This window comes from Dietzia cinnamea NBRC 102147, from assembly GCF_001571065.1.
Classification (GTDB): Bacteria; Actinomycetota; Actinomycetes; order Mycobacteriales; family Mycobacteriaceae; genus Dietzia; species Dietzia cinnamea.
This window is the reverse complement of sequence record NZ_BCSW01000009.1, coordinates 80,027-96,779: the sequence shown is the minus strand read 5'-3', so window position 1 is coordinate 96,779 and position 16,753 is coordinate 80,027. Positions and strand designations below refer to the sequence as shown.

Here is a 16,753-nt window from a genome sequence, read left to right as displayed (position 1 = left end):
AAGGCGGGTGGAAGTGCAAGCTCGAGATGATTCCGCGGCGACCTCAGACGAAGCGGCGGCTGACCTTCTCCGGGAGCAGCGTGAGCAGCGGGCCGATCACCTTCCAGGGCTTGGCCGGGACGAGCGCGCGGACGGGCTCCGCATCGATCGTCTTGACCAGCGCGTCGACGCCTTCGTCGAACTCCGTCATCAGCGCGGTCTTCACCGATCGGTTGATGTCCGTGCGGATGTAACCGGGGAGGATGTCCGTCACCTTGATACGGCTTCCGGCGCTGTCGAGTTCGGCGTACATCCCCTGCGCCAGGGACGAGACGAAAGCCTTGGTGGCGCCGTACGTGTTCTGCGCCTTGGGCATCCCCCGCAGCGCACTCACAGACGAGATGAACACCAGGTGCCCCTCCCCTCGCGCGAGCAGCAGCTGAGTCGCCGCCTCGGCCTGGTTGAGAGTGCCGATCACGTTCACCATCGCGGTCTCGCGATTGGCGTGCGCCTTGCCCGTGCCGATAGAAGCGCCCTTGCCCAGCCCGGCGTTGAGCACGAACCTGTCGATCCCACCGAGCTCCGCGTCCAGCTCGCGGAAGACCCGCTCCACCGCCTCCCCGTCGGCCACATCAAGCTCGCGAACGGCGACGGTGATCGACGGGTTGGCGGCCACCAGCTCGGCGCGCAGCTCCTCGAGGCGGTCGAGACGCCGTGCGCACAGTGCCAGGTTCTTGCCGTGCGCCGCCCAGCGGCGGGCCATACCCTCGCCGAGCCCGGAGCTGGCCCCGGTGATCAGGATCGTCTTGCGGTCGGTCACGAGTTCTCCTCAGTTGGCGATGCGCCCAGTGTGGCACGGCTCGGCTGGCAGGACGGGCAGCGGTACGCGATGCGGTCGAGCGAATCACTCGGCTCATCGGGGTTCGCGAGGCCGCCGAGGCGGAAGGTCTCCACCTCGGTCCCGCACCGTCTGCACGGTTTGCCGTCGCGGCCGTACACCCACAACTCGCGACCACGCCGGGCCTCGCCCGTGGTCACCCGGACGACACGGTCGGCGTTCGCCACCAACATCCTGCGTGCGAGCCTCACCATCGCCGGGAGATCCCGGACCGTCTCGACGGGATCGCGCGGGTCCACTCCCCGCACGAAACACAACTCGGCGCGGTAGACGGTGCCGATGCCCGCGAGGTTGCGCTGGTCGAGGAGCGCCTCGCCGATGGTGCGGGTGGGACGTTCCTCGATGCGCCGCACGACCTCGGCCACGCTGGCCGCCGGATCCCAGTCGGCACCGAGGAGGTCGGGCCCGAGGTGCTCGACAGCCACGTCGGCTTCGGCGGGCGACAGGGCGCGCAGGAAACCGAGTTCGGTCCCCACCACCTCGACGTCGTCCGCGCGCAGGACCAGCCGGGCGGTGTGTGCGGGGAACCGCCACCTCTCCCCGGCGCGGAGCACGAGGACCCGGCCCTCCATCTTGAGGTGGAGGTGGAGGGTGACGGGGTCACGCCCCTGGTCGTCGGGCCCGATGTCGACGAAGAGGTGCTTGCCCCGCGACCGGGCAGCCTTCACGGTCCTCCCGCGCAGGTCGACCGCGGCGAACCTCGGCACCCGGAGTTCGCCCCGGTCCAGGGTCCGCCCGGCGAGTGCGGCGTCAACCCGCGTGGCCGCGCGGTGGACCGTGTCTCCCTCGGGCACGGCTCACCACCCCAGTTCGCGGCAGCCGCCGACGCCCGCGGTCTCGATCTGCACGGTCACGTGCTCGATCCCGTGCTCGTCGAACAGGACACGTCGGGCATCGTCGAGCACCTCGGCGTGGTCCGCGTCCGGGGCGACGACCAGATGGACGGTCCCCACGTCCATCCCGGACGTGAGTGTCCAGAGGTGGAGGTCGTGCACCTCCTTCACGTCGCGCAGGACGCCGAGCTGGGCCTCGACCGCGGCGGGTTCAACACCGGCCGGGGCGTGCTGGGCGAGGACTGCGAGGACCTGCCGGCCGAGCGCCACCGCGCGGACCACGATGAATACCGCGATCGCCGCGGCCACCACGAGGTCCCAGACCGTCGACCCGGTGGTACGTATGAGCAGCGCGGCCGCGATCACCCCGACCGACCCGGCGGCGTCGGCGAGGACCTCGAGGTAGGCGCCGCGTACCGCGAGGCTCTCGTCGGACCCGCCACGGAGCAGCAGGAGGGAGATGACGTTGACGACCAGGCCGAGCACGCCGACGACGAGCATCGTCCCGGTGGCGACGGGCGTATCGGAGCCGAGGCGGCCGAGCGCCTCGACCAGAACGTACACGCCCATTCCCAGCATGATGAGCACGGCGAGGCCGGAGGCGAAGATCTCCACGCGGTAGCGGCCGAACGTTCGCCGGCCGGTGGAGTCGGGACGGGTGGCGATGATCGTCGCGAGGAGAGCCGCACCGAGAGCGACGACGTCGGCCCCCATGTGGCCGGCGTCGGAGAGCAGGGCGAGGGAGCCGGAGAGCAGGCCGGCAACCAGTTCGACGACGAAGAACGCTGCCGTCAGTGCTAACGCGATCGCCAGCCTGGCGCGGTGGCGCCCACCGGCATGTCCGGCGGGACGAGCGTGGGTGTGCCCCGAGCCGTGTGCACCGTGCGCGTGACCCACTCCCATCCGGCTACCCCCTCTGACATATGCACCAATGCGCATATTCTAACTAATCGGGCGTGGGGTCTCAAGGGCGTCAGCGCCGAATGCGCACCCCCTTGGGGGTGATGCCGAAGCCCGCCGCCTCGAACGCGGCGGCGTGTGGAGAGCCGTGCACGGGCTCGCCGCCGATAGTGGTGACGGTCAACGGACCGACCGCTCCCGAGCGGACGGCGTCGACGAGCGCGCCCGCGGCGAGAGGCACCGCACCGGCGCGGTCGTCGAAGATGAGGACGGTGCGTCCGCCGCGCTCGACGAACAGCACGCAGATCCCGTCGACCAGAACCACGAGCGCGCCCGCCTTCCGACCGGGCCGGTGACCCGAGCCGCCCGTGGCCGCTGCGTCGCCTCCGCCCGCCGCGTCGCCTCCACTGGGCGCGGTGGCGGGCCAGGGCAGAGCGGCACCGTAGGGGTTGGCGGGGTCGGTGGCGGCAAGAACCCGGACGGTGGGTTCGTCGGTTCCGGAGGGCCAGTGGGCGTCGTCGGCGGTGTCGTCGAACGTGCGCAGTCTGTCGATCGTGTTGCCGGCCGCGAACTGCGCTGCGCCGAGACCGTCGACGAAGTACCCGCGGCGGCAGCGGCCGGAGTCCTCCATCTGCGCCAGCACCTTGTACACGGCGGCGAACCCGCCGGGGATCTCTTCGGCCTCGACCGCGCCCCGGGTGACGACGCCGTGGCGCAGCAGAAGGGTCTCGGCCCAGGCGTGCGCCCGCAGCGTGGCGTCGCTGATCGGCTCCGGAACGAGGGACCAACGGCCCGCCAACACGGGTGGCGTCCTCGTCCCCGCGGCGACCGCACCGTTGAGCTGCGCCATCGCGGTGCGGCCGAACCGGGCGCGACGTGGGCGGGCGGAGGCGCGGGGCGACCGGTGCGCGGTCCCCGACCCGGACGAGCCACCGCCGGCGAGCACCGCGCGCAGCGGTGAGAGCGTGTCGTTGGTGACGACCCCGTCCCACACCAGGTCCCAGACGGCGTCGCGCACCGCAGCCTCGGGGACGGCGGGTGCGGGGTCGGAAGGGGCGGGGTTCACGGGCCCAGCGTCGGTAGGGGCGGTGAGTGCGCTCCTCACCGTGGTGACTATGTCGCGGAAGAACAGGGCTCCGCCGCGCAGGGAGTCGACGACGGCGAGGTGGACCGGCCCCTCCGGCTGCGGTCGCCCCAGGGGCAGGGTGGCGCCGGCGGAATCGGCCGGGTGCAGGGAGATCCAGCCGTCGCGGGATCCGGCACGTCCACGCCCGCTCCAGATGACCTCTCCCCCGGCGAGGAGTTCGTCGAGCATCGCCGGAGAGTAGTCGCTCACCCGGGGCGCCAAGACGAGTGGTTCGAGGGCGGAGGCGGGAAGCGCGAGCCCGTCGAGCTGCTCGATCACTGCGAGCAGCCCGTCGACACCGGATTCGGCACCCGCCCGCGCGCCACCGCCAGCGCCGCCACCTGACCCCAGGCTCTGCCACCCGGGCAGGAAGCGGCCCAGCGCGGACTGGGACACCGGCTCGATCTGCGAGCGCAGAGCGGCCAACGATCGACGGCGGATGTGGCGCAGCACCTCGGCGTCGCACCACTCGGGACCCGTCGCGCCGGGGCGGAACTCTCCGGCCAGCAGTGTGCCCGAGGAGGTGAGCCTGTCGAGCACGCCGCGAACGACCGCCACGCCGAGTCCGAACCGCTCGGCGACCGCCTCGACCGAGAAAGGGCCGTGGGTGCGCGCGTAGCGGCGGATCAGCTCACCCAGCGGGTCGCCCACGTCGCCGAGGAAGGCCGACGGCACGCCGGGTGGAGGCGGGACTCCGAGGCCGTCGCGGAGCCGGGCCACGTCCTCGACCCCGGCCCACCAGCTGCGACCGGAGTGCTCCACCGGCACGATCCGCCACGTCCGAGCCAACTCGTCGAGCCAGCCCGGGACGGCGCCGGGCTCGGCGGAACGTTCGGCGATCTCGTCGACGGTGAGCGGGCCGAGCAGCCGGAGCAGGTCGACCACCGCCTCGGCGTCGCGTGCCGCGCGCTCGGGCTCGAGGTGCTGAAGGCGTCGCTCGATCGAGTCGAGGACCTCCACGTCGAGCAGTTCGCGCAGCTCGACGCGGCCCAGCAGCTGACCGAGCAGGGCGGGATCGATGCTCAGTGCGGCGGCCCGCTTCTCGGCGAGCGGGGAGTCACCCTCGTAGAGGAAGGCGCCGACGTAGTCGAAGAGCAGCGACTGCGCGAACGGCGAGGCGCCGGGCGTATCCACCTCGACGATCCGCACGCTGCGCGACTCGATCTCCTCCAGCAGCCGCTCGAGCGCGGGCACGTCGTAGACGTCCTGGAGGCACTCGCGCACCGCCTCGAGGATCATCGGAAAGTCCGGATACCTCCGCGCGACGTCGAGCAACTGCGCGGACTTCTGCCGCTGCTGCCACAGCGGGGCCCGCCGGCCCGGATCCAGCCGGGGGAACAGCAGGGCGCGTGCGGAACACTCGCGGAAGCGTGAGGCGAACAGCGCCGACCCGCCCACATGCCGGGTCACCAGATCGACCGCCTCCTCCGCAGAGATCGCGAACGTCTCAGCCCCCGGGCGCGCGCCCCCCTCGCCGTCGTCACCCGTATCGGGAACCCGGAGGATGATGCCGTCGTCGGACACCACCGGCACCGCGTCGAAGCCGTGCGCGGCGGCCAGCCGGGCGCGCACGGCTTCCGCCCACGGCCAGTGCACCCGCGCGCCGAACGGCGAGTGCAGCACGATCCGCCAGTCCCCCACCTCGTCGCGGAACCGCTCCACGACCAGGGTCGTGTCGCTGGGCACGTGGCCGGTCGCCTCGCGCTGATCGGTCAGGTACCGCCGGAGGTTGGCGGCGGCGTAGGTGTCGAGGCCGGCGGCGTCCAGGCGCGCGGTGACCTCCGCCTCCGACCCGGACGACACCTCGCGCAGGAACCCGCCGAGGGCGCGGCCGAGTTCGGCGGGCCGGCCCTGGTCGTCGCCCAGCCAGAACGGCAGCCGGCCGGTGCCGCCGGGCGCGGGAGAGACCAGCACGCGGTCGTGGGTGATCTCCTCGACGCGCCAGCTGGAGGCCCCGAGCGCGAAGACGTCACCGACCCGCGATTCGTAGACCATTTCCTCGTCCAGCTCGCCGACGCGGGCGGCCTTCTCCCCCACCATGAACACGCCGAACAGGCCGCGGTCCGGGATGGTGCCGCCGGAGGTGACGGCCAGTCGCTGGGCGCCGGGGCGGCCGGTGAGGGTGCCGGCGTCGCGGTCCCACACCAGGCGTGGCTTGAGCTCGGCGAAGTCCGCGGACGGGTACTTGCCGGCGAGCATGTCGAGGGTGGCCTCGAACGCGGACCGCGGCAGACCGGCGTACGGGGCGGTGCGCCGGACGGCCGAGAACCACTCCTCCACGTCGATCGGCTCGAGTGCGCACGCGGCCACGGTCTGCTGCGCCAGCACGTCGAGCGGGTTGGCGATCACCGTGAGTTCCTCGATCGCGCCGGCGAGCATCCGCTCCACCGTGACCGCGCTGTGCACGAGGTCAGCGCGGTGCTTGGGGTAGACGACGGCCCGCGACACCTCGCCGACCTGGTGTCCCGCGCGCCCCACGCGCTGCAGCCCCGAGGCCACCGACGGCGGGGACTCGACCTGCACGACCAGATCCACCGCGCCCATGTCGATGCCCAGCTCGAGCGAGGAGGTCGCCACCACCGCGCGGAGCCGGCCGGACTTGAGCGCGTCCTCGATGATCGCCCGGCGTTCCTTGGACACCGACCCGTGGTGGGCCATGGCCAGTTCCGGCGGCGCCCCGCGCGAGACCTCTGACGGCACCATGAGCTGCGCGGGCGGCCGGGCGGGGGGCTCGGGGAGCGAGCCCGGGTCGGTGTCCTCGGCGTAGATCTCGTTGAGCCTCGCGGTGAGCCGCTCGGCCAGGCGCCGGGAGTTGACGAACACGATCGTCGAGCGGTGGGCGGTCACGAGGTCCACGACCTGACGCTCCACGTGCGGCCAGATGGAGCCCTGACCCGGGGTGCCGGGCGGCGCGGTGACCTCCGGGGCCGACGAGGACAGGTCCGCCATGTCCTCGACCGGCACGCGCACCGAGAGCTCGAAGCCCTTGTCCGACCCCGGCGCCACGATCGTGGTGGGACGCTCCCCCGCGAGGAAGCGGGCGACCTCGCTGTGCGGCCGCACCGTCGCCGACAGCCCCACCCGCTGCGCGGGCGTGTCGAGCAGCTCGTCGAGCCGCTCGAGGCTGAGAGCGAGATGCGCGCCGCGCTTGCTGCCGGCGACCGCGTGGATCTCGTCGATGATCACCGTGTCCACCGTGGCGAGGGTCTCCCGCGCGGCGGAGGTGAGGAGCAGGAACAGCGACTCCGGCGTGGTCACGAGGATGTGCGGTGGCCGGGCGCGCTGGCGGCGACGCTCGTCAGGCGGGGTGTCACCGGTGCGGATCCCGACGGTGACGTCCGGCGTCGGTACCCCCATCGACGCGGCCTCACGGGCGATCCCCGCGAGCGGCGCGCGCAAATTGCGCTCGACGTCCACCGCGAGGGCCTTGAGCGGCGAGACGTAGAGGACGCGGGTGCCGGGCCCGGGGTCCGGCGCGCCGCCCCGGTCACCCAGGAGCAACCCGTCGAGCGCGGCGAGGAACGCCGACAGGGTCTTGCCGGAGCCGGTAGGGGCCACGACGAGGGTGTGCGATCCGCCGGCGAGCGCGGTCCACGCCCCTTCCTGGGCCGCTGTGGGCGCGTCGAACGCGCCTCGGAACCAGGAGGCGGTGGCCGGGTGGAACCGGTCCAGGGCGGCGGGCATGAAGTCATGATGGCCTACGACTACGACAGAGCGGCCTACGACAGAGCGGCCGACGACACAGGCCGCCACGCGCCGCCTGCTCCGTAGAGTGAGGGCATGCGCGAACTCAGCGACCACGACCTGGCCTACCACCTCGCCACGGGCATCGGGGACATCGTCCGGGGCACCCGGGCCGGCGGGTTGCTGCACGGGCGGTCGCTCGCGCGGGTCGCCAACGAGGTCGCCCAGAGCTGGACCGACGAGGTGCTCGCGGTGCACCGGCCGGACGACGGCACCCTCTCGGAGGGCGTCTCCGACGACCTGAGCCGCCTGGACAAGGCGCGCGTGTGGATCATCGATGTGATCGACGGGACCAAGGAGTTCTCGACCGGCCGCTCGGACTGGTCGGTGCACGTGGCGCTCGTGGTGGACGGCCGGCCCGCCCTCGCCTCGGTGGGCCTGCCCGACGCGGGCAGGGTGTTCCGGTCGGACCAGGTCGACCACGTCGACGGGCCGTTCTCCGGCACCATGGTGATCAGCCGCAACAACCCACCGGCCGGCGTGCACGAGATCGCCGACGAGCTCGGGCTACGCGTGCGTCCGATGGGCTCCGCCGGGGCCAAGATGCTCTCGGTACTGCTCGGCGACGCCGACGTCTATCTCCACGCCGGCGGGCAGTACGAGTGGGATCAGGCCGCGCCGGTCGCGGTGGCGCTGGCGTCCGGGTTGCACGCGTCCCGGCCCGACGGCTCGCCGATCGAGTTCAACAAGTCCGACGCCCACTCCCCGGACATCCTCGTCTGCCGGCCAGATCTCACGGAGAAGGTGCTCGCCGCCACGGCGGGCTGGTCGGTGTGACGGAATGGGTCGCTGAGAGCCCCAGTGGGTCGGCCCCCGGATTTTCAGTAGACTCCGCCTCATGACCGTCCCCACCCCGTACGAGGATCTGCTCCGGCTCGTCCTGGAAGAGGGCACCCCGAAGGCGGATCGCACGGGAACGGGCACGCGCAGCCTGTTCGGTCACCAGATCAGGTACGACCTCGCCGCCGGCTTCCCCCTTCTCACGACCAAGCGGGTCCACTTCAAATCGGTCGCCTACGAGCTGCTGTGGTTCCTGCGCGGCGACTCGAACGTGCGATGGCTGCAGGACCACGGCGTGAGCATCTGGGACGAGTGGGCGGACCAGGCCGGCGAGCTCGGCCCCGTCTACGGCGTCCAGTGGCGGTCGTGGCCCACCCCGGACGGCCGGCACATCGACCAGATCGCGGCGGCCGTGGACCTGCTGCGTACGGACCCGGACTCGCGGCGCAACATCGTCAGCGCGTGGAACGTCAGCGAACTCTCGCAGATGGCGCTGCCACCGTGTCACCTGCTGTTCCAGTTCTACGTGGCCGACGGCAAGCTCAGCTGCCAGCTCTACCAGCGCAGCGCCGACCTCTTCCTGGGCGTGCCGTTCAACATCGCCTCCTACTCCCTGCTCACGCACATGGTCGCGCAGCAGGTAGGCCTCGAGGTGGGCGAGTTCATCTGGACCGGCGGGGACTGCCACATCTACGACAACCATGTCGAGCAGGTGCGCACCCAGCTGGAGCGTGAGCCGTACCCGTACCCGGAGCTACGGCTACGGAAGGCGGAGTCGATCTTCGACTACCGTTTCGAGGACTTCGAGGTCGTCGGTTACGAGCACCACCCGGGCATCAAGGCCCCGGTCGCGGTCTGAGCCGGCGCCGTGGCGGTGCGGATGGTGTGGGCGCAGGCCCGCGGCGGGGTGATCGGTGACGGCCGGGATATGCCGTGGCATATCCCCGAGGACCTGGCCTTCTTCAAGCAGGCCACCGTCGGCCGCCCCGTGGTGATGGGCCGCGCGACGTGGGACTCTCTGCCGGAGCGCTTCCGCCCTCTGCCGGGACGCCGCAACATCGTGTGCACGCGGGACCCCGGGTGGGCGGCCGACGGCGCCGAGCGCGCCGGGTCGGTGGACGCCGCGTTGGCCTCGGCGGGCCGCGACGCGGTCGTGATGGGCGGCGGTCAGGTCTACGCCGCCGCGCTGCCCGCGGCCGACGAGTGCCTGGTGACCGAGATCGACGCCGACGCGCCCGGGACCGTGCTGGCGCCCACGTTGGACGCGGCGTGGGAGCGGGTGGAGGTCGGCGAGTGGATCACCGATCCACGGAGCCGCGTCGACGGGTACGACGACGAGGTGCGGCACCGGCACACCGTGTGGCGTCGCCGGGAGCGCTAGAACCACTTCCAGGTCTTGGGGATCTTCTCCCCCGCGGCGAGGATCTTGATCTTGGCGTTGGCCATGAAGCCGTTGATCTCGATGTCCAGATGCGGGCCGCCGTGGACCTCGTAGCGCCCCTCGTCGATCTTGAGATCGGTCATCGTCCGGTTCCCGGTGATCGTGACCGAGACGCCCGGCGGGAGCAGCACCCGGGCGTTGGCGGCCCACAGGTCCAGCTGGAGGTGGGTGCGGGGGCGGTCGACGACGGCCTCGCGGGCGTCGAGGTAGATCTCCCCCATCCACGAGGTGAGCCGGTAGTCGTCCGGCAGCATCCATCTCCCCTCGCGCTTGAGGGTGTCAAAGATCGAGGTGGTCTTCTGGCCCTCGTCCACGACGATGGCGGCGCCGGGGCGGGGGGCCGGCGGGCCCGGGCGGTGCGCGGCGGGCGGGGCGGCCGGGTCGGACCCGGCGGGCAGTCCGCTCAGCGCCACCTCGAGTTCGGCGGGGCAGGTGGCCGCCCAGATCTGGGCGGCGCGGTCGGAGAACTCGGCGAGCGAGAGCTCACCGCGCCCCACCATCGCCTCCAGTCGCCGTTGGGCCAGTGCTCTGGGGTCGTTGTCCTGCTCCGGATCCATGGCCTCAGATTACCCAGCGACCGGGTGCCTGATGGGAGGGCCCGGAACGCCAGACCCCGCGGGGTCGGTGTAGGTCCGGGTCGTGGGCCGCCGCGGTCAGTCCTCGTGCACGATGATGCCGCGCACCATGCCCTCGCCGCCCGCCTCCATCATCTCGTAGCCCTCGTTGACCTGGTCGAGGGTGAAGCGGTGGGTGACGAGCTCGTCGAGCTTGAGCTGCTTCTCGTCCCACAGACGCAGGATGTTGGGGATGTCGTGGAACGCGTTGGCCGACCCGAAGAGCGACCCCTTGATGACCTTCTCGTACTGGGAGACGAACAGTCCGGTGAGGGTGATCGACTGGTTGTCGAGGCCGCCCATCGAGGTGAGCACCACGACACCGCGCTTGCCGACCATGTCGACGGCGTCGGCGGTGACCTTGGCGTCGGCCACGCCGATCGTGATGATGGCCTTCTCCGCCATGAGGCCCCAGGTCAACCCGGGCAGCTCTGCCTTGGCCTGCTCGACGTCCGTGTAGACGTGGGTGGCACCGAACTCTCTGGCCTTGGCGAGCTTGGTCTCGTCGGTGTCGATCGCGAGGATGAAGCGGGCGCCGGCGTGCCTGGCGCCCTGGATCGCGTTGATGCCGATGCCACCGATGCCGAAGACCACGACGGTGTCTCCGGCCTTGACGTCGGCGGAGTAGACCGCCGAGCCCCACCCCGTGGTGACACCGCAGCCGACGAGCGCGGCGACCTCGAAGGGGATCCAGTCCTGGATCTTGACCACCGAGTTCATGTTGGCGACGGTGTACTGGGAGAACGTTCCGAGCGTGCACATGGCGCCGGCGGTCTCGCCATTGTCCAGGGCGAAGGGGTACCGGCCGTCGGCCATGACGCCGAAGGTGCCGTTCAGGCCGCCGTCGCAGAGGTTGGACATGCCACGGGCACACGCCGGGCACTTGCCGCACGCGGGGATGAACGAGCCCACCACGTGGTCACCGGGCTGGACGTGGGTGACCCCCTCACCGACGGCCTCGACCACGCCCGCACCCTCGTGCCCCAGGACGATCGGGAGCCGACCGGGCAGGTCCCCGGTCCGCATGTGCAGGTCCGAGTGGCACAGGCCGGCGACCTTCCACTTGACCAGCACCTCACCGAAGTGGGGTCCGTCGAGCTCGGCCTCGACGATCTCGAACGGCTTGCCGAGCTCACGGGCGATTACGGCCTTGGTCTTCACTGCGACTCCCTCCGGGCGCGACGGTGGTAATCACCGTCACTGGAACGTGTTCTCGTCACACTAACCCCGGTTCTGACATCTGTGGGGTGGCTACAAGAACGTGTTCTCCCCCCGGAGGGAGCGCGGTGCGGACCAGAGGTCCCGGATCCGCGCGCGGGGATTCAGGCCTGGGCGTCGCCCTGCTGGGCCTGCGCCTCCTCGACGGCCTTGCGGACCTCGTCCATGTCGAGTCCCTTGATCTGCTCGACCAGGTCGTCCAGGGCCTGCTCCGGGATCGCACCCGAGTGACGGAAGACGGCGATGCCCTCACGGAACGCCATCAGCGTCGGGATCGACTGGATCTGCAGCATCGCACCGAGCTGCTGCTCGGCGTCGGTGTCGACCTTCGCGAAGGTCACCTCGGGGTGCTTGCCCGACACCTTCTCGTAGACCGGGCCGAAGGCCTTGCACGGGCCACACCACTCGGCCCAGAAGTCCACCAGGACGATGTCGTTCTCGGTGACGGTCTTCTCGAACTCGGCGGTCGTGATGTCGACGGTGCTCATACGAATGCCCTCCTTGCGCGTACGGGGCGACTCTCGACCCGTCTGCTTGTCGCCAGCCTACGGATCGCGCGGGCCGGCGACGAGATTCCCCGGCCACCGATACCCGGACGGGTATCGACGACCGCTCATCCAGGGCAACGTACACGGAGTGGGGTTATTCCCCGGACGCCCCCGCGCCGCGGCTCGTCGGGGACTCAGCGGAGGGGCGGCGAATCGAGCACCTCGGCCAGGAACCACTCGAGCTGGTCGAGGAAGACGGCGTTGTCGTCGCCGGCGACCATGTGACCGGCGTCGGCGACCTCCGTGGTGTGGGCGTGCGGGAGCAGCTCGAGCAGATGCTGCACGGAGTCGTCGCTGACGATGTCCGAGGCCGACCCGCGGATGAGCAGGGTGGGCTGGGTGATCCTCGGGACGAGCTCCTCGAAGAAGGCGTTGCCGATCTCGGCGTTGTCGGCGGAGGCCCCGCCGGCGAACTGCGGGTCCCAGTGCCAGTGCCAGCGCCCGTCCTCGCGCAGCCGCAGGTTCTTGCGCAGTCCCTCGGGGTTCGGGGGCCGCTTGCGGTGGGGCTGGTAGGCGGCGATCGCGTCGGCGGCCTCCTCGAGACTCGCGAACCCGTCGAACCCGGACCGCATGAACTCCCCCACCCTCTCGACGCCCGCGGCCTCGAGCCTGGGGGTGACGTCGACCAGGACGAGCGCGCGGGCGACGTCCTTGCCGGTGCCCAGCGAGAGCATCGCGGTCATCCCGCCGAGCGACGCACCGACGACGACCGGACGCCGCTCGGGGAACCGCTCTGCGACGATCGCCTCGAGATCGGCGGCGAGGCGATGGATGTCGTAGTCACCCTCCGGGTCCCAGTCGCTGTCCCCGTGTCCGCGCGCATCCATCGCGGTGACGCGGTAACCCTCGGCGGCCAGGCGGCGGGAGGCCCGGCTCCAGGCGTGGCGGGTCTGCGCACCGCCGTGGAGCATGAGGATCTCGTCGACGGGCTCGGTGGGCCGGCCGTCCGGTCCGTGCGGCTCCCAGACCTCGCCGACCAGCCGGACGCCGTCCTCGCGCTCGACCGCGAACTGCTGTGGCTCGACGGTGGTCTCAGTACTCGGCATGCGCGCCTCCCGGGCCGCCGCCCACCCTCTCGGTGGAACGTGTTCTATCTGTGTTCTACCACGCCCGCTCGGCGACCATCCGCGCGGCGAGGTCCTCGGCCACCGCCAGGACGGTGTAATACGGACCGCATAGCGGCAGCGACGGCAGGACCGACGCGTCGGCCACCCGCACTCCCTCCACCCCGAGCACCCGACCGGAGTCGTCGAGCACCTCCCCGACCCGCGCCGCGCCCGACAGGTGGTGGGAGGTCGAGCGGGTGACGGTGCCGTCGATGCCCAGGCGTTCCGCCACGAACGCCGTCGCCTCGGCCAGCGCCGTCGCGTCGCCCGGGTCGTCCGGGAGGTCCACGCTCCCGTCGGCGTGCACCCGCCCCCGTCCGAGGGGGTTCATCAGTGCCACCCCGATACGGTGCGGCACCTCGCCGAGGCCGGGGATCGCGCGGTGCATCGGGACCGCGTAGGGGCGCACCTCGATCTCCGGCACCCACCCGCGCTCCCGCACAGGGAGGTCGAGCCGCACCACGTGGGAGAGCAGGGGCGGCAGCCCGCCGGCCGCGTCGGGCCCGGCGCCCGCCCCCGCGCCTAGCCCGGCGTCAGCCACGGCGGTCAAGCCCGCGGGCACGTCCAGCAACAGTTCGGGATGCTCCTGCACCCTGTGGCCCACGGGGTGCCCGCCGGCCCGGTCGATGCCGGAGCCCAGCAGGAGAACGGTCGTCCCGATCGTCCCTGCGCACAGCACCACCTGGCGGGCGGCGATCGCCTCGTCGTCGTCGAGGACCACGCCCACACACCGCCGGGCGCCTCCCGTTCCGCCGACGGCCCCGCCCGCCCACGACAGTTCACGTACCGCGGCACCGGTGCGTACCCGCACGCCAGCGCCGGCGGGGTCCCACGCGTCGAACGCCGTCACCCTCCGCCCGTCGCTGCGCGCCTGCGGGACGGCCGCTACGCGTCCGGGGAACGCGGCGGCGACCCACGCGGCGACCGGCCCCATCGGCGCCAGGCGGGGGCGCAGGCGCTCGGCCGCCCGCGCCAACCCCACCGCGTAGCGCCGGGGCCAGCCCTGTCCCCACGCCTCGAGATCCGCCGGCCGGGCCGGCGCGCAGTACCCCCCGTTCACCGCGCCCGACCCGCCGACCGCCCGGCCGCGGGGCAGCTCAAGGGCCGTGTCCCCGAGCGTGGCGGGGTGGCGTGCGACCACGCGGGAGCCGGGGCCGATGTCGAGCAGGCCCGCGAGCGGGGTGGCGGCGGCCGTACCGGCCTCGAGCAACAGGACGTCCGCGCCGGCGTCGGCGAGCCGCCGGGCCACCACACACCCGGCGGCGCCCGCACCGACCACCACGACATCGGCGTCCCCGCCCGGGCCGCCGGTCATCGCGTGAGTTCCGGGCGCAGGGCGGCCGGGGAGCGCTCCGTCACCGCAGAGCGCCAGACCCCCGCGCCGTAGGCCAGGTCGTCCAGGCGGTGCAGCAGGACGTGCCCGACCGGCTCGTCGGCCGGCCATCGGCCCGGTTCCCGCGCGCTCCACCAGTGCCACAGCCCCTCCGCGGCGGCCGCGACCGCGAGGCGCCGGCGCAGCGCCCGCGCGATCCGGCCCCGCGACCCGGCGGTGAGCGCCAGCGCGGTCGCGGTGACCGGCCCATACGGGCGTAGTAACGCCTCCGGCAGCTGCCTGATCGAGGCCCCGGCGCCGCGGGCGACGAGCTCGGCGGCCGCGCGTCCGTCGCCGGTCAGCGCGCGCGTCCGCCACCACGCCCTGGCCACCGCGCCGAGCGCGACCACCGTGCCGAGCGGGCTCGCGCTCCATACCCCGACCGCCACGGCCAGCGACCACGGCGCGGCGACGGCGGGCGCGACGTCGGCGCCGTGCCGCGCTGCCAGAGGTGCGGCTCCACGTCCGTAGTAGGCGCGGCGGGTCAGCAGGGCGCGAAACCCGGTGCGGTGGCGGTGGGCGACGCGGGCGGCGGGCTCGTAGCGGATCCGGCCCCCGGCGTCGTCGATGCGCCAGCACAGGTCCACGTCCTCCGCGACGTGCATGCGTTCGTCGAACGGTCCGGTGCCCCCTCCGGCCGGGACCGGGGGCAGCCGGTCGGGGCGGACCGCGAGCGCGGCACTGGGCACGTACGCCACGCGCGTTCGCGGCCTCACCCGCGCCGGTTCGGGCCCCATGTCCAGCGCCGAGCGCGCCGTCTCGTAGCCGCGCACCCAGAACCGGCCGGGCTCGGCGGCGACGACGCGCGGCGCGACCGCCGCGACCAGCGGATCGTCGAGGCGGGCGAGGAGGATGTCGAGCCAGCCCGGTAGTGGGAGGACGTCGGCGTCGAGGTACACCACCACCTCGGCGCCGGAAGCGACCGCCGCGGACGTGCCGGCGTTGCGCGCGGCCGCCGGGCCGCGGGAGCGGTCGTGGCGCAGGACGGTGACGGGCGGATCGGGGGCCCGCGCGGGACTGAGAGGCACCGTCAGCGGCGGGGTGGAGCCGTCGTCGACGACGACGAGGTGGACGCCGCGCGCGAGTTCGGGGGCGAGGGTCCGCGCGAGGGCGGCGACCCCGTCCGCGTCGTCACGGACGGGGACCACTACGGCGACGCCGTCCAGCGGGCGGTCCGCCGACACCGGGCCGGCGGGATGGGCCATCCCGCGATCGGTGAGAGCGCGGGCGAGCGCGGCCCCCGCGGGAGTGTCCGTCGCGACGGCCCGGCCCCCGTCCAGGAGGCCCGCCACCGACGGCGCGGGCGTGATGAGCGTGACCGGGTCGCCGCCCAGGACGCGCACGACGCCGCCGCGTCGCAGGATCCGGGTCCGGCGGTCGAGCAGCACGTGCGGCCGGTCGGTGGCGGGCGGGGTGGGTGCGGCGGGCGGGGCAGGTGAGGGCGCACGGTGTCCGGCTGGTCTCATCGGAGCATCCCGTCGTCGTCCGGGCGCCACCCGTCGAGGCGCGCGCGGGCGTCGGCCACCAGCGAACCCCACAGCCGCTCGCCGTCCGCGGCCGTGGCGGTGGTGGGATCCCCCAGGACACCGGACGGGCTCACCGCGGCGACCCCGCCGTCGCGCACGGCGGGCAGGATCTGCGGCAGCGGCCGGACACAGCCCCGGGTCGCGAGATCGGTGCGGACGAGGTCCGCGTGCAGGTGCAGCATGAGCGAGGTCTCGGCGTGCCCGGCGTGGGTGTCGCGGGCGTCCTCGGCGGTGCGGCAGGACAGCCAGGCGGCGTCGCGGCCCTCGCTGCGCAGCCGCGGGACCGCGCGGCGGAGGGCGTCGACGTTGCCGCCGTGACCGTTGACCACGAGCAGTCGGTCCGCCCACGAGGACACGGACCTGCCCAGCTCGAGGAGCACCTCGGCGAGCGCCCCGGTCCCGATGGAGACGGTCCCCGCGAACGACTGGTGCTCCCCGCTCGAGCCGTAGGCCAGGGCCGGGAGCACGCGGACGTTGTCGCCGGTCGCCGCGTGGGCCGTGGCACCGGCCGCCGCGTCGGCGACGGCGCGGGCCGCGGCCTCCGCGAGGAGGGTGTCGGTCTCCTGCGGCAGGTGCGCACCGTGCTGCTCGGTGGCCCCGAGTGGCAGCACCGCCAGCACGCCGCCGCCCGGCCGTCCGTCCGCGCCGGTCGCGCCCGTCATGTCGGG

The 16,753-nt window shown here is 73.0% G+C and carries 14 protein-coding genes; 3 read left to right on the top strand and 11 right to left on the bottom strand.

Features of this window, described 5'->3' with window-relative positions:
- Positions 1-43: 43 nt before the first annotated feature.
- From DCI01S_RS05670 to DCI01S_RS05655, 4 genes are all read right to left on the bottom strand, one after another.
- A complete protein-coding gene (locus DCI01S_RS05670; protein ID WP_061228335.1) occupies positions 44-799 on the bottom strand; it encodes an SDR family oxidoreductase in 756 nt (251 codons plus the stop codon).
- Complete coding sequence (locus DCI01S_RS05665; RefSeq protein WP_061228334.1) at positions 796-1,671, bottom strand: DNA-formamidopyrimidine glycosylase family protein; 876 nt, start codon at positions 1,669-1,671, stop codon at positions 796-798. Before DCI01S_RS05665 ends, DCI01S_RS05670 begins: the two co-directional genes overlap by 4 nt.
- A 3-nt stretch (positions 1,672-1,674) precedes the next feature.
- The gene (locus DCI01S_RS05660) at positions 1,675-2,613 is read right to left on the bottom strand and encodes a cation diffusion facilitator family transporter (RefSeq protein WP_061228333.1); all 939 of its coding nucleotides are present in this window, start codon (positions 2,611-2,613) and stop codon (positions 1,675-1,677) included.
- A 70-nt stretch (positions 2,614-2,683) separates the two neighbouring features.
- Entirely contained in the window at positions 2,684-7,420 is a 4,737-nt protein-coding gene (locus DCI01S_RS05655; RefSeq protein WP_061228332.1) for an ATP-dependent helicase, read from the bottom strand.
- 96 nt (positions 7,421-7,516) lie between these two features.
- On the opposite strand from DCI01S_RS05655, the gene DCI01S_RS05650 reads away from it, so the two are divergent.
- The 3 genes from DCI01S_RS05650 to DCI01S_RS05640 all read left to right on the top strand — a co-directional run bounded on the left by DCI01S_RS05650 (position 7,517) and on the right by DCI01S_RS05640 (position 9,641).
- On the top strand, positions 7,517-8,257 hold the full coding sequence (locus DCI01S_RS05650) for a 3'(2'),5'-bisphosphate nucleotidase CysQ (RefSeq protein WP_061228331.1): 741 nt from the start codon (positions 7,517-7,519) through the stop codon (positions 8,255-8,257).
- Positions 8,258-8,318: 61 nt separating this feature from the next.
- Positions 8,319-9,119 (top strand): thymidylate synthase, encoded by an 801-nt coding sequence (locus DCI01S_RS05645; RefSeq protein WP_061228330.1) that lies wholly within the window; start codon positions 8,319-8,321, stop codon positions 9,117-9,119.
- A 9-nt stretch (positions 9,120-9,128) separates the two neighbouring features.
- On the top strand, positions 9,129-9,641 hold the full coding sequence (locus DCI01S_RS05640; RefSeq protein ID WP_061228329.1) for a dihydrofolate reductase: 513 nt from the start codon (positions 9,129-9,131) through the stop codon (positions 9,639-9,641).
- On the opposite strand, the gene DCI01S_RS05635 is transcribed toward DCI01S_RS05640, so the two are convergent.
- The 7 genes from DCI01S_RS05635 to mftE form a co-directional block, all read right to left on the bottom strand.
- Positions 9,638-10,258: a DUF1707 SHOCT-like domain-containing protein gene (locus DCI01S_RS05635; RefSeq protein ID WP_061228328.1), complete on the bottom strand. Its 621-nt coding sequence runs from the start codon at positions 10,256-10,258 to the stop codon at positions 9,638-9,640. The two genes, DCI01S_RS05640 and DCI01S_RS05635, sit on opposite strands and share 4 nt — an antisense overlap.
- A gap of 96 nt (positions 10,259-10,354) precedes the next feature.
- Complete coding sequence (locus DCI01S_RS05630) at positions 10,355-11,476, bottom strand: NDMA-dependent alcohol dehydrogenase (protein ID WP_061228327.1); 1,122 nt, start codon at positions 11,474-11,476, stop codon at positions 10,355-10,357.
- 161 nt (positions 11,477-11,637) lie between these two features.
- Positions 11,638-12,021 (bottom strand): thioredoxin, encoded by a 384-nt coding sequence (gene trxA / locus DCI01S_RS05625; protein WP_061228326.1) that lies wholly within the window; start codon positions 12,019-12,021, stop codon positions 11,638-11,640.
- Positions 12,022-12,215: 194 nt separating this feature from the next.
- On the bottom strand, positions 12,216-13,127 hold the full coding sequence (locus tag DCI01S_RS05620) for an alpha/beta fold hydrolase (protein WP_061228325.1): 912 nt from the start codon (positions 13,125-13,127) through the stop codon (positions 12,216-12,218).
- A gap of 55 nt (positions 13,128-13,182) precedes the next feature.
- Complete coding sequence (gene mftG, locus DCI01S_RS05615; RefSeq protein WP_082767657.1) at positions 13,183-14,502, bottom strand: mycofactocin system GMC family oxidoreductase MftG; 1,320 nt, start codon at positions 14,500-14,502, stop codon at positions 13,183-13,185.
- Complete coding sequence (gene mftF / locus DCI01S_RS05610) at positions 14,499-16,025, bottom strand: mycofactocin biosynthesis glycosyltransferase MftF (protein ID WP_082767656.1); 1,527 nt, start codon at positions 16,023-16,025, stop codon at positions 14,499-14,501. Before mftF ends, mftG begins: the two co-directional genes overlap by 4 nt.
- On the bottom strand, positions 16,022-16,747 hold the full coding sequence (gene mftE / locus DCI01S_RS05605) for a mycofactocin biosynthesis peptidyl-dipeptidase MftE (protein WP_106384950.1): 726 nt from the start codon (positions 16,745-16,747) through the stop codon (positions 16,022-16,024). The genes mftF and mftE overlap by 4 nt, the downstream gene beginning before the upstream one ends.
- Between the last annotated feature and the right edge of the window lie 6 nt (positions 16,748-16,753).